23 protein-coding genes are annotated in these 24827 nt (G+C 59.2%); 18 read left to right on the top strand and 5 right to left on the bottom strand.

Annotation, left to right across the window (positions count from 1 at the left end; all coding sequences use genetic code 11):
• Positions 1–101: 101 nt before the first annotated feature.
• From DIT72_RS04575 to DIT72_RS04595, 5 genes are all read left to right on the top strand, one after another.
• Positions 102–533 carry a MerR family transcriptional regulator gene (locus tag DIT72_RS04575; RefSeq protein WP_135953994.1) on the top strand — a complete coding sequence of 144 codons (432 nt, stop codon included), beginning with the start codon at positions 102–104 and terminating at the stop codon, positions 531–533.
• Between the two features lie 6 nt (positions 534–539).
• Positions 540–3131, top strand: coding sequence for a heavy metal translocating P-type ATPase (locus DIT72_RS04580; protein ID WP_135953995.1), 2592 nt, complete (start codon positions 540–542; stop codon positions 3129–3131).
• A gap of 125 nt (positions 3132–3256) precedes the next feature.
• Positions 3257–3706 (top strand): DUF411 domain-containing protein, encoded by a 450-nt coding sequence (locus tag DIT72_RS04585; RefSeq protein WP_135953996.1) that lies wholly within the window; start codon positions 3257–3259, stop codon positions 3704–3706.
• 137 nt (positions 3707–3843) lie between these two features.
• Positions 3844–5832 carry a ribonuclease R family protein gene (locus tag DIT72_RS04590; RefSeq protein ID WP_135953997.1) on the top strand — a complete coding sequence of 663 codons (1989 nt, stop codon included), beginning with the start codon at positions 3844–3846 and terminating at the stop codon, positions 5830–5832.
• 66 nt (positions 5833–5898) lie between these two features.
• The gene (locus DIT72_RS04595; RefSeq protein ID WP_135953998.1) at positions 5899–6108 is read left to right on the top strand and encodes a hypothetical protein; all 210 of its coding nucleotides are present in this window, start codon (positions 5899–5901) and stop codon (positions 6106–6108) included.
• Here DIT72_RS04595 and DIT72_RS04600 read toward each other — a convergent pair.
• On the bottom strand, positions 6105–7001 hold the full coding sequence (locus tag DIT72_RS04600; RefSeq protein ID WP_135953999.1) for an acyltransferase: 897 nt from the start codon (positions 6999–7001) through the stop codon (positions 6105–6107). The two genes, DIT72_RS04595 and DIT72_RS04600, sit on opposite strands and share 4 nt — an antisense overlap.
• A gap of 216 nt (positions 7002–7217) precedes the next feature.
• Complete coding sequence (locus DIT72_RS04605) at positions 7218–7889, bottom strand: haloacid dehalogenase type II (protein WP_135954000.1); 672 nt, start codon at positions 7887–7889, stop codon at positions 7218–7220.
• A 134-nt stretch (positions 7890–8023) separates the two neighbouring features.
• Here DIT72_RS04605 and DIT72_RS04610 point away from each other — a divergent pair, with 134 nt between their 5' ends.
• The 10 genes from DIT72_RS04610 to DIT72_RS04655 all read left to right on the top strand — a co-directional run bounded on the left by DIT72_RS04610 (position 8024) and on the right by DIT72_RS04655 (position 18471).
• Entirely contained in the window at positions 8024–8935 is a 912-nt protein-coding gene (locus tag DIT72_RS04610) for a LysR family transcriptional regulator (RefSeq protein WP_135954001.1), read from the top strand.
• A gap of 230 nt (positions 8936–9165) precedes the next feature.
• Complete coding sequence (locus DIT72_RS04615; protein ID WP_135954002.1) at positions 9166–10371, top strand: Bcr/CflA family multidrug efflux MFS transporter; 1206 nt, start codon at positions 9166–9168, stop codon at positions 10369–10371.
• Between the two features lie 104 nt (positions 10372–10475).
• A complete protein-coding gene (gene tpx, locus DIT72_RS04620) occupies positions 10476–10973 on the top strand; it encodes a thiol peroxidase (protein WP_135954003.1) in 498 nt (165 codons plus the stop codon).
• A 336-nt stretch (positions 10974–11309) separates the two neighbouring features.
• Positions 11310–12593, top strand: a complete 1284-nt coding sequence (locus DIT72_RS04625; RefSeq protein ID WP_135954730.1) for an MATE family efflux transporter — start codon at positions 11310–11312, stop codon at positions 12591–12593.
• 99 nt (positions 12594–12692) lie between these two features.
• Positions 12693–15503, top strand: coding sequence for a monovalent cation/H+ antiporter subunit A (locus DIT72_RS04630; RefSeq protein ID WP_135954004.1), 2811 nt, complete (start codon positions 12693–12695; stop codon positions 15501–15503).
• Positions 15503–15841, top strand: coding sequence for a Na+/H+ antiporter subunit C (locus DIT72_RS04635; RefSeq protein WP_135954005.1), 339 nt, complete (start codon positions 15503–15505; stop codon positions 15839–15841). The genes DIT72_RS04630 and DIT72_RS04635 overlap by 1 nt, the downstream gene beginning before the upstream one ends.
• Positions 15838–17370 carry a monovalent cation/H+ antiporter subunit D gene (locus tag DIT72_RS04640; protein WP_135954006.1) on the top strand — a complete coding sequence of 511 codons (1533 nt, stop codon included), beginning with the start codon at positions 15838–15840 and terminating at the stop codon, positions 17368–17370. The genes DIT72_RS04635 and DIT72_RS04640 overlap by 4 nt, the downstream gene beginning before the upstream one ends.
• The gene (locus tag DIT72_RS04645; protein WP_135954007.1) at positions 17367–17861 is read left to right on the top strand and encodes a Na+/H+ antiporter subunit E; all 495 of its coding nucleotides are present in this window, start codon (positions 17367–17369) and stop codon (positions 17859–17861) included. Before DIT72_RS04640 ends, DIT72_RS04645 begins: the two co-directional genes overlap by 4 nt.
• The gene (locus DIT72_RS04650; RefSeq protein WP_135954008.1) at positions 17858–18127 is read left to right on the top strand and encodes a K+/H+ antiporter subunit F; all 270 of its coding nucleotides are present in this window, start codon (positions 17858–17860) and stop codon (positions 18125–18127) included. The genes DIT72_RS04645 and DIT72_RS04650 overlap by 4 nt, the downstream gene beginning before the upstream one ends.
• Entirely contained in the window at positions 18124–18471 is a 348-nt protein-coding gene (locus DIT72_RS04655) for a Na+/H+ antiporter subunit G (protein ID WP_228260726.1), read from the top strand. The genes DIT72_RS04650 and DIT72_RS04655 overlap by 4 nt, the downstream gene beginning before the upstream one ends.
• Here the strand turns inward: DIT72_RS04655 and DIT72_RS04660 are convergent.
• Complete coding sequence (locus tag DIT72_RS04660; RefSeq protein ID WP_135954009.1) at positions 18465–18896, bottom strand: thioesterase family protein; 432 nt, start codon at positions 18894–18896, stop codon at positions 18465–18467. The two genes, DIT72_RS04655 and DIT72_RS04660, sit on opposite strands and share 7 nt — an antisense overlap.
• A 294-nt stretch (positions 18897–19190) precedes the next feature.
• Between DIT72_RS04660 and DIT72_RS04665 the strand changes: the two genes are divergently transcribed.
• Positions 19191–20828, top strand: a complete 1638-nt coding sequence (locus DIT72_RS04665; RefSeq protein ID WP_135954010.1) for an MBL fold metallo-hydrolase — start codon at positions 19191–19193, stop codon at positions 20826–20828.
• 43 nt (positions 20829–20871) lie between these two features.
• On the opposite strand, the gene DIT72_RS04670 is transcribed toward DIT72_RS04665, so the two are convergent.
• Complete coding sequence (locus tag DIT72_RS04670; RefSeq protein WP_135954011.1) at positions 20872–21030, bottom strand: YqaE/Pmp3 family membrane protein; 159 nt, start codon at positions 21028–21030, stop codon at positions 20872–20874.
• 222 nt (positions 21031–21252) lie between these two features.
• Here DIT72_RS04670 and DIT72_RS04675 point away from each other — a divergent pair, with 222 nt between their 5' ends.
• Both DIT72_RS04675 and DIT72_RS04680 read left to right on the top strand, forming a co-directional pair.
• Positions 21253–22572: a succinylglutamate desuccinylase/aspartoacylase family protein gene (locus DIT72_RS04675; RefSeq protein WP_135954012.1), complete on the top strand. Its 1320-nt coding sequence runs from the start codon at positions 21253–21255 to the stop codon at positions 22570–22572.
• A 48-nt stretch (positions 22573–22620) separates the two neighbouring features.
• Positions 22621–23547: a DMT family transporter gene (locus DIT72_RS04680; RefSeq protein ID WP_135954013.1), complete on the top strand. Its 927-nt coding sequence runs from the start codon at positions 22621–22623 to the stop codon at positions 23545–23547.
• Positions 23548–23561: 14 nt separating this feature from the next.
• On the opposite strand, the gene DIT72_RS04685 is transcribed toward DIT72_RS04680, so the two are convergent.
• A complete protein-coding gene (locus tag DIT72_RS04685; protein ID WP_135954014.1) occupies positions 23562–24743 on the bottom strand; it encodes a MalY/PatB family protein in 1182 nt (393 codons plus the stop codon).
• Positions 24744–24827 lie beyond the last annotated feature (84 nt).

The following is a 24827-nucleotide window of genomic DNA, read 5'->3' on the forward strand; positions in this document are numbered from 1 at the left end:
ATCCATGTGGCGCTTGAGCTTTGCCATCCATGGCTCCGCACAGTTTCGGAAAAGGATGTCTTCCCTTCACTCGATGAACATTGGGAATGGCCGTCAGAGTTATGAAAGTTAAAGACATCGCTATGGGTGCGGGGGTTAACCCCGATACCGTCCGGTTTTACACTCGGGAAGGGTTACTGAAACCTACGAGGAATCCGGACAACAACTACCAGCAGTACGACGCTGAAGATCTGCGGAGGCTGCGGTTTGCCCGCAAAGCACGTCAGTTGGGATTCTCGCTACCGGAAATCCGCCAGATTCTGGAACAGGCGGAGGATCATCATTCTCCCTGTCCCATGGTCCGGGATGTATTTCAGCAGCGGCTGGCGGAGGTGGAGCGTGAAATTGCCGAACTGCAGCAGCTTCGCAACCGTATGACGGCGGCGCTTTCTGCCTGGCAGGACATGCCGGATGGTACGCCGGATGGCCATACGATCTGCCGTTTGATTGAACACTGGGACGAATCAGTCCCGGAGCCAGCCACCGAGGAGTGATGCCTGATGAATGAGAAAACCGCGTTACACCCTGCGCTGTCGATATCCGGCGCATCCTGTCAGGGTTGCGTTCGCAGGATTCGGGGTGCTCTGGAGCCGTTGACCGGCAGTGGCGACCGGGTTGAGGTGAATCTGGACGAGCAGACGGTTGCGCTGCCGGATGGCGTTGATACCGGTGAAGCAGCCCGTGTTGTCACGGAGGCCGGTTACCCCGCCTCGCCCCTGACGGAGTCAGAGTCTTCCGCCGCTGGTCCGGTTCCGCAGAGTGACCATTGCCATGCCGGTAAAGATCAGGGCCAGACTGAAATCCGGCAGGAGCCTGAACAGGAAACGGGTAAAACCGGTTCTGCGGCTGACGGCGACCAGATTCACCTGGCGGTGACCGGCGCTACCTGCGCTTCCTGTGTGAACACCATTGAAAAGGCACTGAAGTCGGTGGATGGGATCACCGGGGCCCATATGAACCTGGCCGACAATACTGCCACGGCTACCGGGCATGCCGACCCGCAGACGCTGATTAAAGCAGTGGAAAGTGCCGGCTACGGGGCCAGCGTGATCGACGACCCGGATGCGGCGGATGATCGCAGGCAGGAACAGGATCGCAAGCAGTACAAGACGCTGTTGGTGAAGATGGCTGTCAGCCTGAGCCTGGGTCTTGGTCTGATGATCTGGGGCATGGGCTTCAACACCATGATGGTCACCCCGGACAACCAGATGACCTGGCTTACTCTGGGCATTCTGACCCTGGGTGTGATGATTGCCACTGGTGGCCACTTCTACACCGGTGCCTGGAAGGCATTCCGCCATCACAATGCCAACATGGACACTCTGATTGCCCTGGGGACCGGCACTGCCTGGGTCTATTCCATCGTGGTGGCCAGTGTCCCCGATGCGCTGCCGGAAATGGCGCGACATGTGTATTTTGAAGCCTCGGCGATGATTATCGGCCTGATCAATCTGGGCCAGGCACTGGAACTTCGCGCCAAGGGCAAAACCTCTGAAGCCGTGCGTCGGCTGCTGGACCTGCGGGCAAAAACCGCGCGGGTTATCCGTGATGGCGAAGAGCAGGACCTGCCGGTGGAACAGGTCCGGGTCGGGGACCGTATCCGTGTCCGTCCCGGCGAAAAACTGCCGGTGGACGGGGAAATCTCCGAAGGTACTACCCGCATCGATGAAAGCATGCTCACCGGGGAACCCATGCCCGTCAGCAAGGGCGAGGGCGATGGTGTGTCCGCGGGCACCCTGAATACTCACGGTTCGATTATATACAGGGCCACCCGTGTGGGCAGCGAAACTGCCCTTGCCCAGATTATCCGCCTGGTCAAGAAAGCCCAGGGTTCCAAGCCTGCCATCGGGCGCCTCGCCGACAAGATTTCCGCGGTATTCGTGCCCACGGTCATGCTGATAGCTGTAGTGGCCGCGCTGGTCTGGTACAACGTCGGGCCGGAGCCGACCGTGGTGCACATGATGGTCGCTGCCACCACCGTGCTGATCATCGCCTGCCCCTGCGCCCTGGGCCTGGCAACGCCAATGTCAGTGATGGTGGGTGTCGGCAAGGCTGCGGAATATGGCGCCCTGATCCGCCAGGGTGATGCCCTGCAGACCGCCGGCAAACTGGACCTGGTGATACTGGACAAGACCGGCACCATCACCGGGGGCCATCCGGTAGTCACCCGTTTCCATGCCACTGATGACGATAAAGGCAGATTGTTGGCCCTGGCCGCTGGCCTGGAGCAGCACTCGGAACACCCGTTGGCGGAAGCCATAATGGCAAAAGCCGGCGAAGAAGACGCCAGCCCGGAACATGTTACCGGATTCGAGGCCCTCAATGGCAAAGGCGTAAAGGGCGAGTTGGACGGTCAACCTTTACGCCTGGGCAATCGCCGCTGGCTGGAGGGTGAGGGCGTTGATCTGTCCGGGTTGCAGGACGAGGCCGATACCATTACCTCCGAAGCCGGAACGCCGCTGTTCCTGGCACTGGGTGAAAGAGCCATGGGCGTGATCGGCGTTGCCGACGCGATCAAACAGGATTCGCGGGACGCCATCCGCCGCCTGCACGATGCCGGCATTCGGGTGATGATGGTGACCGGTGACGTGGACGCCACCGCCCGGGCCATCGCCCGGAAAACCGGGATTGACGATTACCGCGCCGAGGTGTTGCCGGAAGACAAGGCCACCATCGTCAGCGAAATGCGCGGCAAGGGCTACACCGTAGCGATGGTGGGCGACGGTATCAACGACGCGCCTGCCCTGGCCGCAGCGGACGTCGGCTTTGCCATTGGCACCGGAACCGATGTCGCCATCGAAAGCGCCGGTATCACCCTGATGCGGGGTTCACTTCATGGTGTAGCCGATGCCATTGAGATATCGCGGGCCACCGTTCGTAATATCCACCAGAACCTGTTTGGTGCTTTTATATACAACTCCATGGGTATACCGGTCGCAGCCGGGCTGTTATACCCTGTATGGGGAATGTTGATGAGCCCGATACTGGCCGGCGCCGCCATGTCGCTGTCCTCGGTGACGGTGGTCACCAACGCCAACCGGCTGCGGTTTTTCAGAACCAGCAATAACGCCGGCAGGGAGGGGAACCAATGAGCACACTTCTGGTCAATGCCGGAGGACTGATCCTGATGGCCGCCATCGTCTGGTGGTTCTGGCTATCGCCCTCCGACGGCAGCAAACCGGACAACGATCACAGCCAACATCACTGAGGTAACGTCATGAAAAAACACATGCTGGCCCTGGGCCTCGTCGCCACCGTTGGTCTGAGCAGCCAATTACAGGCCGAAGAGGAGCTCAAAGACATTCATGTCTACAAGTCCCCCACTTGCGGCTGTTGCACCGATTGGGTGGATCATCTGGAGGACAATGGTTTCAAGGTGGAAGTGACCGAAACCAACGACCTGAACCCCATCAAGATCGATGCCGGCCTGACACCGTCACTGGCCAGTTGCCACACGGCGTTTGTCGGTGATTACGTGATCGAAGGGCACGTTCCGGCCAACGACATTCACCGCCTGATCGCGAATGCCCCGAAAGCCAAAGGCCTGGCGGTACCGGGCATGCCGGCGGGCTCCCCCGGCATGGAAATGGGTGACCGCAAAGATCACTACCAGGTGCTGATGTTTAACGAGAGCGGTCAGACCAGGGTGTTTGCAGAGCACAACTAGACTTTACTTCGCCCCATGACCATCCCGGCCGAGGAATCGAGCCGGGAAATTAACCCCGCGTAACAGGTCTGACTCATACCGCCATAACCGGTATACTCCCCGGCAACATTCAAATTTTATCCAGTCAGGTTCTGTTCATGCTAAACGCCGACGCCCTCACCCAGTTGCGCCAGCTGAAGTCCGATATTGAAGAAAACAAGGTGGTGTTTCGCGGCACTGTCAAAGCCACCAACGGGCGCTTCGGCTTTGTAGCACTGGATGAAGGCAGGGACGTGTTCCTGCCGCCGGAAGAAATGCAGAAAGTCCTGCCCGGCGACCAGGTTACCGTTACCGAGCAGGAAGGCGACAAGGGCAAGACCCAGGGCGTGGTGGACGAACTGCTGGAAACCAGCCTCGACACCTTCGTTGGACGCTATCTGGTGAAAGGCAAGGGCCACTTTGTAGTGCCTGAGACGCCTGGCATCAACCGCTGGATTTTCATTCCACCGCAAGAGCGCCAGAATGCAGAGCCCGATGACTACATCTACTGCCGCATCCACAAGCATCCCATCAAGGATGGCAAGGGCCAGGCAAAGATCCTGAAAGTGATCGGCAAGGCCGGAGAGTCCGGCATCGAGCGCTCCTTCACGGTCGCCACCTTCGACCTGCCGGATGCCTGGCCGGAAGCTGTTAACAAACAGGCCGAGGCACTGGATGAGTCCGTGATAGAGGCCAGGGGCGAAGACCGTGAAGACCGCACCGACCAGCCCTACGTCACCATCGACAGCCCCGGCACCCAGGACATGGACGATGCGCTGCTGGCCGAGCCCAATGCCACCGGCTGGAAACTCTCCATTGCCATCGCTGACCCCACTGCAGTCGTTGAGCCGGGCAGTCCGGCCGAGCAGGAAGCCTTCCGCCGCGCTACCGCCATCTACTTCCCCGGCGAGCCGCTGCCAATGCTTCCGGACTCCCTCAGCACCCGTCTGTGCTCGCTGATGCCGGAGGTCAAACGCCTGGCGCTGATCTGTGACCTGCAGGTAAACAACGACGGCAGTCTCGGCGACTACAGCTTCCACCAGGCGGTGATTCGCTCTCACGGAAAACTCAGTTACGAACTGGTATCCAACCTGATTGAGGGCCGGGAAGCCGATGACGTCAACGCGCTGTCGGACAGCGTCGTCAACAGCCTGGACCAGCTCCACCAGGCCGCCACGGCGCTCCGGAAATGGCGGAACGAGCACGCTCTGGTGAATGGCGACCGTCCCGAATTCCGCCTGCGCCTGGATGAGAATCGCCGGATACGGCTGATTGAACCTTCCGTGCAGAATGAGGCCCACCGCCTGGTGGAGGAATGCATGATCGCCGCCAACCGCTGTGCGGCCGACTTCCTCGGCCAGCAGAACAAGGGCCTGTTTATCCAGCATCCGGGTTTGCGCGAAGACCGTGCCGACAACGTTCGGGCCCTGCTGGAGGGCTATGCCCCCGACCTCGCCGGGGTGGATGCCACCAGTGCAGAAGGTTTCCGCGATCTGATGAAACAGACCGAGGGACTGGATTCGGAAGTACCGGTCAAGGCCGTCATCTCCCGCCAGCTTGCCCGTGCCGAGCTATCGTTCACACCTGCACCCCATCAGGGCATGGGACTGGCCGCCTACACCACCTTTACCTCACCACTGCGCAAGTTCAGCGACTTCTACGTGCATCGGCTGGTCAAGTCGATTCTGTGGCAGGAGCCACTGAGCGAGCTGAACGAGGCAGAGCTGGCAGAACTGCAACTGGCGCAGTTCCGCGCGCGGCAGGCGGCCAACAGCCTGGAAAGCTGGCTGAAAAGCGACTTCGCCCGCACCCTGGGCGAGGACGCCATGACCGGCGTAATCAGCCGCACCACGCCGTCGGGCTTTTTCGTGCGGCTGGACGCCAATGGTCTGGAAGGATTTGTCAGCTGCAAGACCCTGGACGGCAAGTTCAGCTTCGATCCGGTGACCCTGCGCCTGGTTCACAACAGGAACGGCCGAACCTTCCAGCTTGAGCAGCCGGTGACCGTGACCTTTTCCGGCGTGGATGACGAGCGCAAACAGATCCTTTTCAATCTGGTGGAAACACAGGCTGGAGATGGCGAGCCTGGCAACAAAGGCGACGCTTGAAAATCCGGTCTCGGATAACCATCGTATTGGGTTGAAGGCGCTTATTTATTACGGAGGTGAATCCGGATGCCTATCAGCCCAACGGAATTCCTGAAGAAGTACGGCTTCGAAGAGGAAGAAGAGGAGCGGGACCACAGCCTGCGCCACAATGCCCTGGAGCATGCCAGGCACCTCAAGCGCCCCCATGCCGGTACCCCTCACGACTGGGAAGAGTGGGAGCGCTACAAGAAAGAGCATCCCGATGAGGTCGACGACGATGAAGACAGCAACAACTAGCTTCCTTCAAGCATCCTCGACAGGCGTTCATCTTTTGCCCGCCACAGCTCCGCCAGCCAGTTCTTCACGTTTCTGCGGTGTTCGGCATCGGTTGCATAGTCCCGGCCCTTGAGGTGCTCGGGAATATCGAAGGTGTCGATCTCCATTTTTACTTCGCTGACCCTGCCGCACATGAAATCCCAGAAGGTGGGGGCACCACCCGGATAGGCGATGGTCACATCCACCAGGGTTTCGATGGCATCCCCCATGGCGTCCAGCACGAACGCCACCCCTCCGGCCTTGGGAGTCAGCAGATGGGTGTATTTTGATTTCTGCTGGTCGTGCTTGGCCTGCGTAAAGCGGGTGCCTTCCACAAAGTTCATGATGCTCACCGGTGTATGGCGGAACTTTTCGCAGGCCTGGCGCGTGGCTTTCAGGTCTTCACCACGTTTTTCCGGATGCTTGATCAGGTATTCGCGGGTGTAGCGTTTCATGAACGGGAAATCCAGGCCCCACCAGGCCAGGCCGATGACCGGCACCCAGATCAGCTGTTGCTTGAGAAAGAACTTGAGAAACGGCGCCCGACGGTTGAATACCCGCTGCATGGCAAAAATGTCGACCCAGCTCTGGTGGTTACTGAGCACCAGGTACCAGCTTTCCCGTTCGAGTTTTTCAGCGCCGTGCACGGTCCATTTGGTGCCATGGGTAAGTTTCATCCAGCCGGTATTGCAGGCCACCCAGGACTCGGAGATCCAGATGATGGCTTTGGTGCAGAGCACACGGAAGCCCTGGTGCGGAATGATGAGCTTGAAGATGGCCGGAATGTAGAGAAGCAGGCACCAGAACAGAGTGTTGAGTCCCAGCAGGATGGAGCTGAGTACGCCGATGACCGGAGCTGGCAGAAAGCTGAGCATGATTGTCCTGTTGTTGGTTTTATTGCGATGGACAAATGATACCAATGGTTGGCGCGTTTGGGCAGTGGCCTGAAGTAACCGGTTTGCCATTGGTGATGGACGTTCTTGCCATAGTTCTGGCCTGTGCGGAGCCAGGGATGGCGGAGCCCAGGCGTACAGGGATGTATTCACAGCGTGTTTCTGGATCACCCTTTCCGAGCCGTGCCGCCACCAACGTCAGAGGCTGGCCAATGTCGGGGGCAACTCCGACAGGCTGCGAACCACCGCATTCGGCTGAATCCCCCAGTCCTCGAAAACCTTCCCCGCATCCCTCTGAACCCATATGGCCATCAGCCCCGCTGCCCGGGCCCCGATCACATCCCAGGCATTACTGGACACCAGACACAACGGCTGATCCATCGCCCCCGTCGCCCGCCGGGCATAGGCATAAACCGCCGGATCCGGCTTGAAGCTCTTGATATCGTCCACCGACACCAACCCGTCAAACACCGCCAGCAGATCATTGTGGCCCAATACCTTCTCCAGCGCCGGATAGGTGCCGTTGGAAAACGCGTACATCAGATAATCCCCTTCCAGGGACTTCAATGCCGGCAGCGAATCATCAAACGCAGGCAGGGACAGATAGGCCGCCATCAACTCATCCTCCCGCTCCGGGTTCAGATCAAGCCCATGGCTGGCCATCGCATACCGCAGCGCCTGACGGGTACAGGCCCCGAAATCCTCATACATCCGCATCAGACCCTTGCGGAAGGAAAACTCCAGCTGCTTCTCCCGCCACTGGGCGCTGACAGACTCCGCCGCCTTGCCCGCATCCGGTGCCAGCAGTTCGGCCATACCCATCGGGTCCACCAGGGTTCCATACACATCAAATGCCAGAATCGGCTTCATCGCGATCTCCTTTGTCAGGCTTGCAGCGTAATCTCACTCCAGACAATGCCGAAACGGCATCTGAATGTATATTCAACAATGCCACAGCGAGAGCATAATAGGCAGCCCCCGGCACATAGCGTACACTCCCATTCATGAACCCCGTTGATGCATTTAACCTCGACATCCGCGCTCTCAGCACCTTCATTGCCGTGCTGGACGAAGGCAGTGTATCGAGGGCAGCCGTCCGCCTGGGAGTGAGCCAATCCGCGGTCAGCCACACCCTGGACCGCCTGCGGCAGGCCCTGGGGGATGCCCTGTTCGTCAAATCCGGCCGCGGCATAGTGCCCACCCGCTACGCCGTCCAGGCCGGGCCCCATATCCGCCAGATACTGGACGATCTACACTCCCTGTCCTCCGGCCCGCCATTCACACCGGCCAGCGCCGAATTCACCTTCACCATCGCCGCCAACGACTACCAGCGCGACCTGCTGTTACCCGGCTTACTGTCAGTCCTTCGACGGGAAGCTCCCGGCATTCGTCTGCAGGTAATCCCGTCCGGCATTCCCACCGCCGACATGCTGCGTAAGGACTTGTGCGATCTGATTATTTCCCCCCACGCACCGGAGGCAACCGATATCATGCAAAGGGGCCTGATGGCGGATCATATGGTGGTCTTCTTTGACCCGGCCCACCGTCAGCCTCCGCAATCCCTGGCGGATTACCTGAAGGCGGATCACATCGGCATCCTGTTCGGTACCGGCGAGAAAACAGCGTTTGAAGACTCGTTATCCGCCCGCGGCCTGACACGGCCAACGGCAGTCACCGTCTCCAACTTCTCCGGCCTGCCGGGGTTCCTGCGCGGAACCGACATGCTTGCCACTGCGCCGAAACGCATGAGTGAACACTTACTGCAGGACTTTGCCTCGACGCCTCTGCCCTTTGACTACAAGCCGTTCACCTTGCTGATGCTTTGGCATAAACGCAACCAGACCGACCCCGCGCACCGCTGGATCCGCAACCTCGTTAATGGCGTGGCCGCGACAATGAACGACCTCAATTCCTGATTCATCTGTTTTGTTCATATATTGTATGAAGCCGGCGGTCGTTATCCTGCCTCCATTACTACGTAGACTGATCAGATTCCGAGTAGGTCGCTGGAAGCGGGAATGGCCTTCCGAAACACGCTGTAAATACGTCCCTGTACGCTCGGCTCCGCCATCCATGGCTGCGCACGATTGCGGAAGGCCATTCCCACTCCCAGCTCGCTCACCATCGAATACCTTCAGGTCAGCTAATGCTCGCATTAACCAGTGTATGGACAACGATATTATTGGCAGCCGCTGTCGCCCTCGGGCCGCTGGCGATTGATATGTATCTGCCGGCGTTGCCCAGTATGGGGGAGTCCCTGTCAGCCGGTACCGGCCAGGTTCAGCTTACGCTGAGCGTCTACATGGCAGGTTTTGCTCTGGCCCAGCTGGTCTGCGGCCCCCTCGCCGACCGTTTCGGGCGCAAGCCGATCATGATTGGCGGTTTCCTGCTGTTTGCGGTTGCCAGTATTATCTGTGCGCTCGCCACCAATATTGAAACGCTGATCCTGTCCCGTTTCCTGCAGGCCCTTGGCGGCTCTGCCGGGCCTGTACTGGGTCGGGCGGCGGTGCGGGATATCTACTCCCCAAGGGAGGCTGCGAAGATCATGGCCATTCTCGCCAGCATCATGGCCCTGGCGCCGGCTATCGCACCTACCATTGGCGGGTTTATGGTGGTCGGCCTGGGATGGCAGTCCATTTTCCTGGCGCTGGCGGGTTATGCGCTGGTGATGGCAGTGGTTATTGCGGTGGGCATCCCCGAACCAATGCGACCGGAAAACCGGCAGTCCCTGCGCATCGGCAGCCTGTGGAAAAACTACCGGGCAATTGCCTCGGACGTCAGTTTCCTGGGATACACCCTGACCAACTCCCTGACCTTCGCCGGTCTGTTTGCGTTCCTGTCCGGCTCATCATTTGTGCTGATCGATTTTCTTGGCGTCGAGCCCCAGCATTTTGGCCTCTTCTTCGCCTGTATTGTAGCCGGTTATATCCTGGGCAACCTGACCGCCATTCGCCTTGGCCGCCGCCTGGTGCCAGACCAGATTCTGGTCAGGGGCCTGGTTATCTCGGTGGCCGGTGGCGGGCTGATGGCCGCGCTGGCGATTACACAGGTCTACAGCGTCTGGGCCGTGATCCTGCCCCAGACCCTGTTCATGATTGGCGTGGGCATGGTGCTGCCCCAGACCATGGCCGGTGCCCTGGCCAACTTTCCGCACATGGCGGGCTCCGCCTCTGCGCTTTTCGGCTTTGCCCAGATGCTGGTCGCAGCCACCATCGGCATGCTGGTAGGGCACTTCCACGACGGGACCTCTCTGGTGATGGCCGCGACCATCTCCACCTGCGCCATCGCAGCCCTGGCCAGTTACCTGCTGCTGGTTCAGCGACACCCCGCGCCCGGATTCGAGCCTGCCTGACAACAGTTTATTCCGGCTCCTGGATGAAAAAGCATCCAAAATGAGCTACACAGAGTAAGTTGTTCTGAAAACAAATCCATCAGGCCAGAAACAGGGAGCTCCAAATGAGCAATGTAACACTCGGCGGCGATCCGATTACCGTCAGCGGCACCTTACCGCAACCAGGCGACACAGCCCCCGATTTCACCCTCACCACCCAGGGACTGGAAGACGTCACCCTCGACAAATGGGCGGGCAAGCGCAAGATCCTCAATATCGTCCCCAGTGTCGACACCCCAACCTGTGCCACCTCTACCCGCAAATTCAACGAAAAAGCCAGCAGCCTGGACAACACTGTGGTACTCGTTATCTCCGCGGATCTGCCATTCGCCGCCGGCCGTTTCTGTGGCGCCGAAGGTCTGGAGGACGTTATTACATTGTCCAGCTTCCGTAACTACAGCTTCCAGCAGGATTACGGCGTTGCTATCCAGGACGGGCCACTTGCCGGCCTTACCGCCCGCGCGGTGGTGGTTCTGGATGAGGACAACACGGTTTTGCACAGTGAGTTGGTGGATGATATCAAGCATGAGCCGGATTATGAGAAGGCGCTTTCGGTGCTCTGATTCTTCACTTTTTTAGCCGGGCAGCGTCCATTGTCGGATTACGGCTTCGCCTGATCCGACCTACGTTGGGATTGGCGATAACTGTGTTGTCAGGTCGGGCTCGGGGTGGGGTGTCTTTTCTTATGGGAAAAGGTGTCTGAGCGAAGCGAGTTCTTTTCCCATAAGAAAAGACACCCCACCCCGGGCCCAGTCCCGTAGCCCGCCGTCTGCTCCTCATACCAACTCCCGAACCAGCAAACCTGCTAGAATCGCAGCCCCGAATAACACTTCAGGAACCAAAGCCCCAACGTGACCGACGCCGACTCCCAAGCCAGCCTGCCGCGCCAGTTGTTTACCATGACCTGGCCCATGCTTTTTGGCGTGCTGTCATTGATGACTTTTCAGTTGGTAGACAGTGTCTTTATTGGCCAGCTCGGCCGTGATCCGCTGGCTGCCCTGGGCTTTACCCTGCCCATGCAGCAGCTGATCATCGGGCTGCAGGTCGGCCTGGGCATCGCCACCACTGCCATCATCTCCCGTACCCTGGGCGCAGGCGACCAGCTGCGGGCAGAGCGCCTCGGCGGTCTGGTGGTCACTGTGGGCGCTATTCTGGTGATGATTCTGTGCATTGGCCTGTGGCTGCTGCAGACGCAGATTATGTCTGCGCTTGGCGCAGAACAGAGCCTGTTGCCACTGATCCGCACCTACTGGATACCCTGGCTGCTGTCTGCCTGGACCGGGGCAATGCTTTATTTCGGCTACAGCGTGTGTCGCTCCCATGGCGACACCAAACTGCCCGGTTACCTGATGGTGGCCACCAGCCTGCTCAACATTGCGCTGGACCCGCTTTATATCTTCGTCTTCGGCTGGGGTCTGCCCGGTGCGGCGCTGGCCACTGTTACCGCTTTCGGCATTGGCTGCCTATTCATCTATCCCAAACTGCTCCGTTGCGGCTGGTTGCGCTTTGACCTGAAGCAACTGGCTCTGGGGAGGGCACTCAGGCAGCTGAACGGCATTATGGCACCAGCGATGGTGAGCCAGTTGCTGCCACCGGTCGCCGCTATGGTGGCCACTGCACTGGTGGCCGGATTTGGCTCAGCGGCCGTAGCCGCCTGGGGTCTGGGTACGCGCCTGGAATTTTTCTCCATCGTGGTGGTGCTGGCGCTGACCATGTCCATGCCACCCATGGTCGGGCGCATGCTGGGTGCCGGCGAACTCGGGCAGATCCGCAAACTTGTGCGGCTTGCCGTCCGCTTTGTGGTGGTCTGGCAACTGGCCATCGGCCTGATATGGCTGATGGCCTCCGGGCTGGTATCGGAACTGTTCACCAGCGACCGGGAAGTCAGTGATGTGCTCGGCAGCTATCTGGTACGTGTACCCCTCAGTTACAGCGGGCTGGGCGTCTGCATGCTGATGGTGTCTGTCTGCAACGCCCTTGGGCTGGCGATGCGTGCCCTGCTGGTATCCACCCTTCGCCTGTTCCTCTGTTTTCTGCCCTTTCTCTGGTTCGGCGCCCAGATCGGCGGCATCAACGGGCTGATGAGTGGCGCCTTAGCTGGCAACCTGTTGGCCGGTGTCATGGCCTATGCCTTTTATCGCCAGGGCATCCGCAAAATGACAGCCCGGCACGCCGGCTCTTGACTTATAAGAATGAAAAAGTCTCAAACATTGGCTATACATACAGATTACTAATAAGCTGAACGCTTTGAAGAACTCACTCCTGACCGGCTGAATTCCGTTATGGACATTGGGCTTCTCGTATTTTTGCCTGTAGTGGGAGCCACTGCTTCGCTCCTCTCAAGGCTGAAGCAGCCCGGCCCGGATCATGTGCAGAACCACGCGCTGGTTGCGCTGATCGCCCCGGCCATTTGCCTGCTGCTTTTGCTCAGCTATCTTCCCCGGATCCAGTCCGGAGAAGCCCTTGTCTATTCCCTGTCGTGGGTTCCCGGGATCGGCCTTGACCTGGCCTTCCGGCTGGACGGTCTGAGCTGGTTATTTGCCACCCTGATTACCGGCATCGGCTGCCTGATCATTGTCTACGCCCGCTATTATTTCGCTGGCAAGGACACCGCAGGTCGCTTCTTCGTACTGATTCAGCTGTTCATGACGGCCATGCTGGGCATCGTGCTGTCGGAAAACCTGCTGTTCATGCTGGTGTTCTGGGAGCTTACCAGCCTGGTGTCTTTCCTGTTGATCGGCTTCACCTGTTCCAGCCGGGATGCACGCCGGGGTGCACGCATGTCGTTGGTGATTACCGGTGGCGGTGGCCTGGCCCTTCTCGGTGGCATTCTGCTGCTGGGGCAGATTGTCGGCAGCTACCAGATCAGCGATGTGCTGGCCGCCACCGATACCATTGTCAGCGATGACCGCTATCCGTTGACACTTTCGCTGATTCTGCTCGGCGCCTTCACCAAATCCGCCCAGGCGCCGTTCCATCTCTGGCTGCCCCACGCCATGGCTGCCCCCACGCCAGTCTCAGCCTACCTGCACTCAGCCACCATGGTGAAAGCGGGCCTGTTCCTGATGGCCCGCCTGCATCCGGCCATGGGCGACACCGAGCTCTGGTTCAGCCTGATTACCATTACCGGAATGATCACCCTGATGGTCGGCGCTTTCGTGGCCATGTTCATGCACGACATCAAGGGCCTGCTGGCCTATTCCACGATTTCGCACCTGGGGCTGATTACCCTGCTGATTGGCATGGGCAGTGAAATGGCGATGGCGGCGGCCCTGTTCCACCTGACAACCCATGCCCTGTTCAAGGCCCCCCTGTTCATGATGGCAGGAATTGTCGACCAGGCTACCGGCAGCCGGGATATGCGCAATATCAACGGCCTGTGGCGAACCATGCCGGCACTGATGCTTATTACCGTCATTCCGGCGGCGGCCATGGCGGGACTGCCACTGATGAGCGGCTACCTGAGCAAGAAAATGCTGTTCTCCGAAAGCCTGCTGGTAACGGCGCCCCACTGGGCCAACACGCTGATTCCGGTGTGGGTCACCATTGCCGGCCTGTTCTCCGTGGCCTATTCCGTACGCATCTTCCATAACGTGTTTTTCAACGGTAAACCGGTGGATCTTCCCCACTGGCCTCCCCGTAAAAAGCCGGTCGGCATGCTGGTACCGCTGTTCATTCTTGCCGCTGCCTCATTGCTGGTAGGGCTGGCACCGCAGGCCACCTACAACAGTCTGATTCACCTGGCAGTCATGGCCACGTCCATGACCCAGCTGCCGCTGTATGACTTCTCGGCTCTGTCGAACGCCCGGGTGCCGGCGATGATGAGCATGATTGCGATGATTGGGGGAATCGTGTTCTATCTTGCCCGTGGTCCGCTGTTTGCCATACATCGCCAGTTACCGGAAGTGGATGCCAAGAACATCTTCGAGCAGATCATGCAGCAGTGCATCCGCTTCGCCCAGTCACTGGTCTATCGCCTGGAAAATGGCTCGCTGCAACGCTACCTGGCGTTCATTCTGGTGGCTGCCATTGCGCCGGCACTGTGGCTGCTGGGCGGTTATAGCGGCTGGCAGGGCCCCTCTGAACTGACGGAGGTTAATCCGATCGTTGTTTTCGGCGCCGTCATCCTTTGTCTGTCCGCCATCGGCGTTGCACTGTTCCATCACCAGCGTCTGCCGGCCCTGCTTCTGTTGTCCGTCACTGGCCTGTTCGTTACCCTGGCTTTCGCCCAGTTTTCGGCACCGGATCTGGCCCTCACCCAGCTATCGGTGGAGGTCATGGCGGTGGTGATCATGATGCTGGCGCTGTCGTTTCTGCCCCAGACCTCGCCCAGAGAGTCCGGGGCCTGGAGGGTTGTCCGTGACCTGACACTGGCCGGCCTTGCCGGGATGGGCATTGCGCTCTTTGCCTACGCGGTACTGACACGCCCTGCCGAGACCATTTCCGGGTATTTCCTGGCCAACAGCGTTTCCGGTGGCGGCGGTACCAACGTGGTCAACGTTATTCTGGTGGACTTCCGGGGTTTTGACACCCTGGGTGAAATCACCGTGCTTGGCATCGCCGCCGTTGCAGTATTCGCGTTTACCCGTGATCTGCATCTCAAGGAACGGGTGGCCAGTGCCGGCACCGCAAAAGGATTCGCCGAACCTCATCCGGTCATCCTGCAGATGGTATCCCGCATGGCCCTGCCCATTGCCCTTCTGGTATCCGCCTATATTTTCCTGCGTGGCCACAATATGCCCGGCGGTGGTTTCATTGCCGGGCTGGTGACCGCCGTCGCCCTCACCCTGCAATATATGGCCGGCGGCCTGCTGTGGGCACAGGAGCGGATGCTTACGCACTTTCGTCCGCTGATTGGCGCCGGCCTGCTGATAGCAACGATTACCGGGCTCGGAAGCTGGTTGGTCGGCTACCCTTTCCTCACTTCCGCGTTCAGCCACATGCACTGGCCGCTGATTGGCGAATTCGAGCTGGCGACAGCGTTACTGTTTGATCTCGGGGTTTACACCACCGTAGTCGGGGCGACGCTGCTGATACTGGCAAACCTTGGCAAACTGATGACCGTGGCCGGCCCCGGCCAGGAGGTGGGCTGATGGAGCTGGTGATAGCCATTACCCTGGGCGTGCTGACCAGTACCGGTGTGTACCTGATCCTGCGGGCCCGCACCTTTTCGGTCGTGCTGGGCCTTACGCTGTTATCCCACGGCGTAAACCTGTTCCTGTTCAGCATGGGCCGGCTGACCACCGCGTCACCTGCCGTCATCGGGCTGGTGGAGGACTATACCGACCCGCTGCCCCAGGCGCTGGTGCTGACCGCGATTGTAATCAGTTTTTCGATGACGGCATTTGTTGTGGTACTGGCCCTGAAAGCGGCGGTGGAGCTGCGTAGTGATCACGTGGACGGCGAAGACCCGAACGAGGACCGTCAATGAACCACCTGATGATCATGCCCATCGTGATACCCCTGCTGACCGGTGCCTTCCTGCTGGTGATGTATCGCTACAACATCGGCCGTCAGCGCTCACTGGGCATTGGCTCCTGCCTGCTATTGGTGATGTTCGGAATATGGGCCGTTGTTCAGGCGGGTGTCACCGATTATACCCTTTACCACCTTGGCAACTGGCAGCCGCCATTCGGAATCGTGCTGGTGCTGGACCGGCTCAGCGCCACCATGCTGCTGCTTACCGCCCTGCTGAGCCTGTTCTGTGTACTCTATGCCAGCCGCGGTTCGGACCGGGAAGGCTCCCACTTTCACGCCCTGATGCAGTTTCAGCTTATGGGCATCAATGGTGCCTTCCTCACCGGGGATCTGTTCAACCTGTTTGTGTTTTTCGAAGTGTTGCTCATCGCCTCCTACGCGCTGCTGCTCCACGGCGGTGGCCGGGCACGCAGCCGGGCCGGGCTCCATTACGTGATCATCAACCTGGCTGGCTCGGCACTGTTCCTGCTGGCGCTGGGAATTCTTTACGGATTAACCGGCACGCTGAACATGGCAGACCTGGCTCGTGTGATCGCCGATGCACCGGAGGCGGATTTACCCTTGTTAAAAGCCGCCTCGCTACTGCTTATGGTGGTATTCGGTATCAAGGCTGCCCTGCTGCCGTTGCTGTTCTGGCTGCCGCGCGCCTATTCAGCTGCCAGTGCCCCGGTGGCTGCGCTGTTCGCCATTATGACCAAGGTGGGTTTTTACGCCATGGTGCGGGTGTTTCTGGTGGTGTTCGGACTGGACGAAGGAGCTCCTGCCAACGAAACAGCATTGGCGTGGCTGTGGCCCACGGCGCTGATCACCCTGGCGCTTGGCGGCATCGGCGTCCTGGGTGCGGCCAGCCTGCGCACACTGACTGCCTACCTGGTGATCGTGTCCGTGGGGATACTGCTGGCAACCCTGTCCCGCAATGATGAACAGCTGCTGGCCGCCAGCCTGTTCTACCTGCTGCACAGTACCATTATGACCGCAGTATTCTTCCTGCTGGCGGACCTGATCGGACGTTACCGCGACCAGGGTTACGACCGCTTTTCCGTGATCTCGCCGCTGTCACACCGCTGGGTTCTTGGCAGCATCTTTCTGGTGGCGGGTGTCAGTATGGCCAGCCTGCCTCCCTTCAGTGGATTTGTCAGCAAGGCGTGGATTCTGCAATCGTCCTCGCGGCTGCCGGACTATCTCTGGCTATGGGCGGCGATACTTGTGTCCGGTCTGTTAATCATCGCAGCTCTGAGCAGGGCCGGCTCGGGCTGGTTCTGGCGGCCGCAGGAGCGCACCCACAAAAGCGAACCGGGCCTGGACCGCGGCCGCACTGCCACCGTGTGTGTAATGCTGGCCATCAGCTTCGCTCTTGCGGTTTTTGCCCAACCGGTGATGGATTACCTGGAAGCAGCTGCAAGGCTGGTCTACCAGCCGTCCGGTTATGTAGATGCGGTGCTCGGTGATTACGTTCACCAGGGCGGGGAGGGAATCGAATGAACCGCCGCGAATTCTGGCTGCCAAGGCCGTTGTTCTCACTGTTTCTGGCGCTACTGTGGCTGTTAATGGTCAACAGTTTCTCGGTGGCCCACATCCTGCTGGGGCTGGCCCTGGGTGTTTTTATTCCTTTCATTACCCGTTCGTTCTGGCCAGAACAGGCCAGGGTGCGCTACCTGTTACCCCTGCTCAGGTACTTCCTGATATTGATGATAGACATCGTGCGCTCGAACCTGATCGTGGCAAGACGCATCCTCTGGTACCCCGACCAGCTGACGCCCGGTTTTGTCACCTTCCCACTGGAACTGGAAGATGACTTTGCCATCACCATACTGGCCAGCACCATTTCCCTGACACCGGGCACGGTAACCGCCCACTACGACAGCGACGCCGGCACTCTTCTGATTCACGCCCTGCATGTTACCGATGAGGATGAACTGGTACGGCAGATCAAGGCACAGTATGAACGGCCGTTGAAGGAGATCTTCCAGTGATTGCCACCGTGATTCCATTCGTGATCGGCGTGTTCTGCATCGCTGTCCTGCTCAATCTCTACCGGTTGGCCATCGGGCCGGACATTGTTGACCGGATTCTTGCCCTCGACACCCTGATGATCAACAGTATTGCCCTGATTGTTCTGGCGGACATCCAGATGTCCCTGGGCATTCTTTTCGAGGCTGCCTTACTGATTGCCCTTATGGGGTTTGTCGGTACCGTGGCCATGACCAAATATCTGCTGAGAGGGGATGTGATCGAATGAACGGTTCAGAGATGCCCCTGCTTCTGGAACTGGTTATCATCTTTTTTCTGGTAGCCGGTGCCATTGTCGCGCTGATCGGCTCCATTGGCCTGGCCCGGCTGAAGGATGTCTATATGCGCCTGCATGGCCCCACCAAGGCCAGCACCCTTGGCGTGGGCTGCATCCTGGTAGCATCGCTGCTGTATTTCAGCTTCCTGAAAGGCGGGCTGTCGGTGCAGGAAGCACTGGTGACCCTGTTCCTGTTCGTGACGGCGCCGGTCAGCGCCCACATGATGGCCAAGGCAGCGCTACACCGGAAACTGAAATGCTCCCCCCGGACCCGCACCGGCCCGCCGGATCAGTGACCGGCAAAGCGTGCACGGAAACTTTCCGGCATGGGCACAACGGATTTGCGCTGGTAGTTGAAGAACACAAAGCCGTATTTGGCCAGCGCCACCGGCTGTCCACTCTCGGCCTTGGTAACACGGAACACGAAATCGCCACCGTACTTGTTGAAGTCCATCAGTCCCACCTCGAACCTGAGCATTTCCGGAAAGAACGATTCCGACTGATACATGGTCGCCAGGTCGGTCACGATGATGCCGATGCCGTCGTTTCCGGCTTCCTGTACGCCATAGTTCACCAGAAACTGGGCCCTGGCTTCGGACAACATGGATATCAGCGCGTCATTGCCCAGGTGGTTGGCACCGTTGATATCGGCGATGCGAACCGGCATTCTGGTTTCGAAACAAAAGACGTCATCGGGAAAAGAGAGCTTGATACGGGCCAAGTTTGAATTCCTGTTTTGGGGAAGATTTCGGAAGAAGCCAATGATACTTGGTTGTTATCCTGCCTTCATCCCGGGACAGTAAGCCTGACATTGGTTAACCTGGTTTTTGCCTCCGGCGCATTTAGCCAGGGAGTAGCGGTGATCGGGATAGTGCTTTCAAAACACGCTCCTTCGGCACATCCCTGTGACGCTTGGGCTCCGCCATCCATGGCTCCGCACAGTTTTGAAAGCACTATCCCGATCACCGCCCCGGACTTTAACGCGCACCTACATCAAAAAGATAACGGACTTTTTATGGATATTCGCCCTGCTGCAACGCTGGTCCTAACAAAGGACACAACTGATGGCCTGAAGGTATTGCTACTGCAACGTACCTGGGAAGCGGTGTTCATGCCGGGCTTTTTCGTGTTTCCCGGTGGCTCGGTAGATGCGCAAGAGGCCTCAGGGAGAGAACACGCCATAGGGCCAGGAGATGCCGATATCAGTCAGACCATGAGTCTGGACGAGGGCGGCGCGGATTACATGCTGGCGGCGGTTCGCGAGTGCTTTGAGGAAGCCGGTATTCTGGTGGCGCTGGATAAAAACGGTCAGGAAATTACGCCGGATCACCCGGTTCACGGCGACCGCAAGGCATTATTCATTGGTGAACTGACACTATCCGAGGTTTGCCAGCGCCACAACCTGACCATTCCGCTGGACAGGCTGGCTTACCTGGGACACTGGACTACCCCACCGGGGCCACCCCGCCGGTTCGACACCCGGTTTTTTGTGGCGGTAGCGCCAGAGCATCAACTGGCCAGCCATGACGGCATGGAAACGATTGATAATATCTGGCTGAGCCCGGCACAGGCGCTGGAAGATCACCGTAGCGGGCAACGTTTACTGGGCCTCCCGACTATCCGGACATTGCGGATACTCAGCGATTTCGACACCACCGGGGCGGTGATGCGTTACGCCCACGCCAACCCTCCGGAGCCCTATCCCAGCAAGCCGTGGCCGGCGGTGAAGAAGGGCAGGACGGTTATGCTGGAGCCCGGAGCACCGGCCTATGACGAAGCCGCCAAGCTGGACCCGGAGGGAGAAGGATCAACCCGTGCGGACATTGTTCCCGGTGAACCGGTGGAGGTGGCAGCAGGGGTGGTGCGACTGACGGCGCCTAATCCGGGGATGATGACAGGGCCGGGCACCAATACCTATGTGCTGGGCCACGAACGCTTTACGGTGCTGGACCCCGGCCCGGACAACGCTGTCCATATTGAGCGGATTCTGGAAATTACCGGCGGTCTGATTGATCAGATTGTGGTGACCCACACCCATCAGGATCATTCACCGGGCACCGTGGCGCTGAAAGCCAGCACCGGGTGCCGGGTTTATGGGTTACCGGCGCCGGCAGGAGCGGCCCAGGACCCGACGTTTGCGCCAGACGAGAAACCTGTCCACGGAGATGTGATCAAAACCGATGCAGGCACCCTGAAAGTGCTTCACACCCCGGGCCACGCCTCCAATCACCTGTGTTACCTGCTGCTGGAGCAGGAACTGCTGTTTTCAGGGGACCACGTCATGCAGGGTTCCACGGTGGTGATCAACCCCCCGGACGGGGACATGAAGGCCTATCTTGAATCGCTGTATCATCTGCTGGACGAACCGGTACGCTACATTGCCCCGGCACACGGATTTCTGATGGGCCACCCCGAAGCGGTTATCGATTACCTCATTACCCACCGGCTGGCCCGCGAGCACAAGGTGGCGCGGGTTCTGAAGAACCGTGGCAGAACCAGCCTCAAGGAGCTGACAGCAGAAGCTTATGACGACGTGCCGGCGGCCATTCATGGTGTGGCGGCCCGTTCAGCACTGGCACACCTGTTAAAGCTGGAGACGGATGGAAGGGCGGCGAAGGAAGGCGAAACCTGGCATGCCACATCACACACCTGAGTTTCCGCCTGTCATCACTTATCGGGCCCCGGCCGGGGCCCTGTTATTTCTTTGCGATAATCCATACTGCGTGGACAATACCCGGAATGTAACCAAGAAGGGTCAGCAGGATGTTGATCCAGAAGTGCTTGCCAATCCCCACTTGTAAGAAGACACCCAACGGCGGTAACAAAATTGCAATCAGAATTCGCAAAAGATCCATAGCGTTAACTCCCTTTCAAACGTATAACTGATGCAGAACCGTAACATGCGTCCTGTAGCCTCAACCAATAGGTCATTTTGCGGAAATACACAAAAAACTTCATGAAAATGGCATTAAACCTGTGTCACAGCGGTATCCAGGGAACTTCGGGGCCACTATCCTTGTCCCGCCCTGCAAATACCGGGCACCTGGCCCCGAACGGCCGTCAACCTGAGAGAGACTATGCTGTACCGCTGGCTGACACCACTGTTTCGCGCTGGCCTGATTTCCACACTCTGCGGCAGCCTGGTAGTCCTGCCGACAGCGTACGCAGAACAGTCCGCTGGTTCCGATAAACAGGAAGTCCTCATGGCAGAGCTTGTCGGGGACGAAAATGTTGAAGATGTCGCGCAGTCCGAACCGCTGCAGTTATTAAAACCGCAAGAGCCATCAGCTCCGGTAAAAGAGCCGTCATTCCCGCTAAAAGAGCCCTCAGCCTCGATAAAAGAGCCTTCGGCCTCGGTAGAGAAGCCCCCAGCTGAAGTGCAGGAACCCTCAGTGGGGGCAACCGTGCCGTCAGAGCAGCCTGCACCACGGGAAGAAGCGTCCAGTCTGACGCTACTGGGCTCAGAGGTGCCACCAGGAACGGCCACACGGCTGTCCTGGTCACCGGCTATCCAGGGGGCCGGCCTGTCCCAGCCAACGCCTGTGCTGGTGGTCAACGGCGCCAGACCGGGCCCCACCCTGTGCCTGACAGGCGCTGTTCACGGCGATGAGCTTAACGGCATCGAGATCATTCGTCGCACCATATATGACCTGGAGCCGGCCAAACTTTCGGGCCGCGTTATCGGAGTCCCTATAGTCAATCTGCCGGGTTTTCAGCAGGGCAGCCGCTACCTGCCCGACCGCCGCGACCTTAACCGGCATTTCCCCGGCAGCCCCGACGGCAATCTGGCAGACCGGATTGCCCACTCGCTGTTTGAAAACGTGATCCGTCATTGCGACATGCTGGTGGACATTCACACCGGGTCCCTCAAGCGCACCAATCTGCCGCAGCTGCGCGCCGACATGAACAATCCCGATGTCGCTGAACTGACCCGCGGGTTCGACCGCATGGCAGTGGTTCACAGCACTGGTAGCAAGGGCATGCTCCGGTTTGCCGCCATTGACGCCGGCATCTGCGCTGTCACCATGGAAGCGGGCGAATCCCTGAGAATCCAGGAGCACCAGATCAAGGCCGGCGTCAACAGCCTGACCAGCCTGATGGACAAGGAAGGCATGATTTCGAGAATGTTTGTCTGGGGTGACCCGGAACCGGTGTATTACGACTCTGAATGGGTTCGGGCGGAACACGGTGGCATTCTGTTCAGTGAAACCAGACTGGGCGACAAGGTCGACAAGGGTGAAATCCTGGGCTATGTGTCCGATCCCATCACCAACGCCCAACACCGGATAAGAGCCAGCAGCAACGGCCGGGTAATCGGGATGGCCGTGGATCAGGTTGTCATGGCGGGTTTTGCCGCCTACCACGTAGGTACGGAGGCAGAAGTGCCCGCAGAGTAGTATCCTGTCGGGTTCCTGAAATCCTTCAGGAACCCGACAGGAGTCCGCGTGTCTTCAGATACCTCGAAACCACCTCTATGGCTGGCCTACACCGGCCTTGTCCTGACCCCACTGTTCTGGGCAGGCAATGCGGTCGTCGCCAAGGGCGTGGTGGGTGAGATTCCGCCACTGTCCATGTCATTCTGGCGTTGGGTGATCGCCCTGGTGATCCTGTTGCCCGTCGGATTGCCCGGACTCTGGCGCCAGCGCCAGACGATCCGTCAAAACTGGCTGTCTATTCTGGCACTGGCCACCTTCAGTGTTGCGGCCTTCAACTCGCTGCTCTACTTCGCCGCAGTCACCACCACCGCCACCAATATTGCGCTTATCAATGCCACCATCCCTATCATGGTGGCATTACTGGCCTGGATTCTGCTTGGGGATCGCACACGGCCGGTACAGGCATTCGGTATCGCCCTGGCCGTGCTGGGCATTCTGGCGGTGGTCGCCCGAGGGGACCTTTCGGTGCTTACCGGCCTGCAGGCACAACCCGGCGACCTGATCATGGTGCTGGCGGTATTCAGCTGGGGGCTGTTTTCGGTGCTGCTTCGCCGCCAGGCGGTACCATTGCCACCACTGACATTCCTGACCGTGCAGATTGCAACCGGAACAATCGTGATATTGCCGTTTTACCTGGTTGACCTGCTGTTCTTCTCCGGCGGATTCGAGCTGAACCGGTCAACAGCCCTGCCAATGATATACTTTGCCATATTCCCCGGTATTCTGGCCTATGCGTTCTGGAACCACGGCGTGCACCGCATCGGTCCGGCGAAGGCAGCCATATTCATGTATCTGACCCCGGTGTTCGCGTCGGTGATGGCCGGCATCTTCCTCGATGAGCGGCTTGGGCTGTTCCACATTATCGGCGGGTTGCTGATCCTTGCCGGCCTGTTCCTGGCCACCCGCACGACCGGACTCAATCAAAGATATCGATGAGCGTGTAAAGGGAATCAGTCTGTCCTTGTCGACATCGCCTGCCGGATCTGCTCCAGAGCGGTCTCCAGTGTGCGCCTTGGGCAACCGATATTCATTCGCATGAATCCACTGCCTGGCTCTCCGAAGGTATTACCCGGATTCAGACCGATGCCTGCCTGATGGACGAAGAAGTGTTTCAGCCCTGAATCGTCCATCCCCAGGGAACGGCAATCGAGCCATAACAGATAGGTGCCTTCCGGTTCCGTCACCGCAATGCCGGGTAGATGCTGGCGAACGTAATCGATCACGTAATCACGGTTGCCCTGCAGGTAAGCCATCAGCTGTTCAAGCCAGGGGCCGCCGTGGCGGTAACCGGCCTCGAAGCCGGCGATGCTGAAGGGATTGCACTGGCTCATGTGCATGGCGTCGAACACCTCTTTCAACGCCTTGCGGTGTGACCGGTTGGCTACTACCAGCGCCGACAGTCCCAGGCCGGGCATGTTGAAGGTCTTGCTGGGCGCCACCGCCGTGACCAGAGCGTCATCCTGGCCCGCCAGACGCGCCAGCACATGATGGGCGGGCTTGTCCGGATAGATCAGGTCACAGTGAATCTCATCCGACAGCACCATCAGGTTATGTTGCCGGGCAATCGACAGTACGGCCCTGAGCTCACTCTCACTCCATACCCGTCCCACCGGATTATGGGGCGAACACAGCAACAGTACCCTGGCATCGTCCCGTGCCGCGCAGGCTTCAAGGTGCCCGAGGTTCATCTGATATCGGCCGTTCACCTGCTCAAGCGGGTTTTCGATCACCAGACGGCCGGTTTTCTGAATGGAACTGAAAAAGGGGGGGTAGACCGGTGGCTGGATAATCACGCCCTCGCCTTCACCGGCAAACGCCAGGGCCGCGGCGTGAAGAGACGGTACCACGCCCGGCGCCATCAGTAACCAGTCCCGCTCGATGGTCCAGTCATGGTGACTTTTGAACCAGTCAATGATGGACCCGTACAGACTTTCCGGAAACAGCGTATAGCCGTAGACCGGATGCCGGGCCCTTTCCGCAAGAGCCTGCGTGACAGCCTCTGGCGCCGGGAAATCCATATCCGCCACCCATAGCGGAACCACATCCTCGCGCCCGAACACCGCCTTGCGGGCATCGAACTTTACCGAGCAGGTATTTTCCCGCTGAAGCGGCCGATCAAAGAAATCCGGCACAGAAGGCCTCCGTCATGGTGGTGGGTGCTGCACGGTATTCTGGGCCAGGAGTGATAACGGCCGCAACCAGAGGGGCTGTCTTTG

Source organism: Marinobacter orientalis (assembly GCF_004792665.1).
Taxonomy (GTDB): Bacteria; Pseudomonadota; Gammaproteobacteria; order Pseudomonadales; family Oleiphilaceae; genus Marinobacter; species Marinobacter orientalis.

What these genes read in the sequence shown, in the direction of transcription:
- DIT72_RS04605 (WP_135954000.1), bottom strand. Translation starts at nt 7,889, where the DNA reads ATGAAGCCGATTCTGGCATTTGATGTGTATGGAACCCTGGTGGACCCG.
- DIT72_RS04665 (WP_135954010.1), top strand. Translation starts at nt 19,191, where the DNA reads ATGGATATTCGCCCTGCTGCAACGCTGGTCCTAACAAAGGACACAACT.
- DIT72_RS04575 (WP_135953994.1), top strand. Translation starts at nt 102, where the DNA reads ATGAAAGTTAAAGACATCGCTATGGGTGCGGGGGTTAACCCCGATACC.
- DIT72_RS04630 (WP_135954004.1), top strand. Translation starts at nt 12,693, where the DNA reads ATGGACATTGGGCTTCTCGTATTTTTGCCTGTAGTGGGAGCCACTGCT.
- DIT72_RS04655 (WP_228260726.1), top strand. Translation starts at nt 18,124, where the DNA reads ATGAACGGTTCAGAGATGCCCCTGCTTCTGGAACTGGTTATCATCTTT.
- DIT72_RS04595 (WP_135953998.1), top strand. Translation starts at nt 5,899, where the DNA reads ATGCCTATCAGCCCAACGGAATTCCTGAAGAAGTACGGCTTCGAAGAG.
- DIT72_RS04590 (WP_135953997.1), top strand. Translation starts at nt 3,844, where the DNA reads ATGCTAAACGCCGACGCCCTCACCCAGTTGCGCCAGCTGAAGTCCGAT.
- DIT72_RS04645 (WP_135954007.1), top strand. Translation starts at nt 17,367, where the DNA reads ATGAACCGCCGCGAATTCTGGCTGCCAAGGCCGTTGTTCTCACTGTTT.
- DIT72_RS04625 (WP_135954730.1), top strand. Translation starts at nt 11,310, where the DNA reads ATGACCTGGCCCATGCTTTTTGGCGTGCTGTCATTGATGACTTTTCAG.
- DIT72_RS04615 (WP_135954002.1), top strand. Translation starts at nt 9,166, where the DNA reads ATGCTCGCATTAACCAGTGTATGGACAACGATATTATTGGCAGCCGCT.
- DIT72_RS04585 (WP_135953996.1), top strand. Translation starts at nt 3,257, where the DNA reads ATGAAAAAACACATGCTGGCCCTGGGCCTCGTCGCCACCGTTGGTCTG.
- DIT72_RS04610 (WP_135954001.1), top strand. Translation starts at nt 8,024, where the DNA reads ATGAACCCCGTTGATGCATTTAACCTCGACATCCGCGCTCTCAGCACC.
- DIT72_RS04635 (WP_135954005.1), top strand. Translation starts at nt 15,503, where the DNA reads ATGGAGCTGGTGATAGCCATTACCCTGGGCGTGCTGACCAGTACCGGT.
- DIT72_RS04600 (WP_135953999.1), bottom strand. Translation starts at nt 7,001, where the DNA reads ATGCTCAGCTTTCTGCCAGCTCCGGTCATCGGCGTACTCAGCTCCATC.
- tpx (WP_135954003.1), top strand. Translation starts at nt 10,476, where the DNA reads ATGAGCAATGTAACACTCGGCGGCGATCCGATTACCGTCAGCGGCACC.
- DIT72_RS04670 (WP_135954011.1), bottom strand. Translation starts at nt 21,030, where the DNA reads ATGGATCTTTTGCGAATTCTGATTGCAATTTTGTTACCGCCGTTGGGT.
- DIT72_RS04580 (WP_135953995.1), top strand. Translation starts at nt 540, where the DNA reads ATGAATGAGAAAACCGCGTTACACCCTGCGCTGTCGATATCCGGCGCA.
- DIT72_RS04640 (WP_135954006.1), top strand. Translation starts at nt 15,838, where the DNA reads ATGAACCACCTGATGATCATGCCCATCGTGATACCCCTGCTGACCGGT.
- DIT72_RS04675 (WP_135954012.1), top strand. Translation starts at nt 21,253, where the DNA reads ATGCTGTACCGCTGGCTGACACCACTGTTTCGCGCTGGCCTGATTTCC.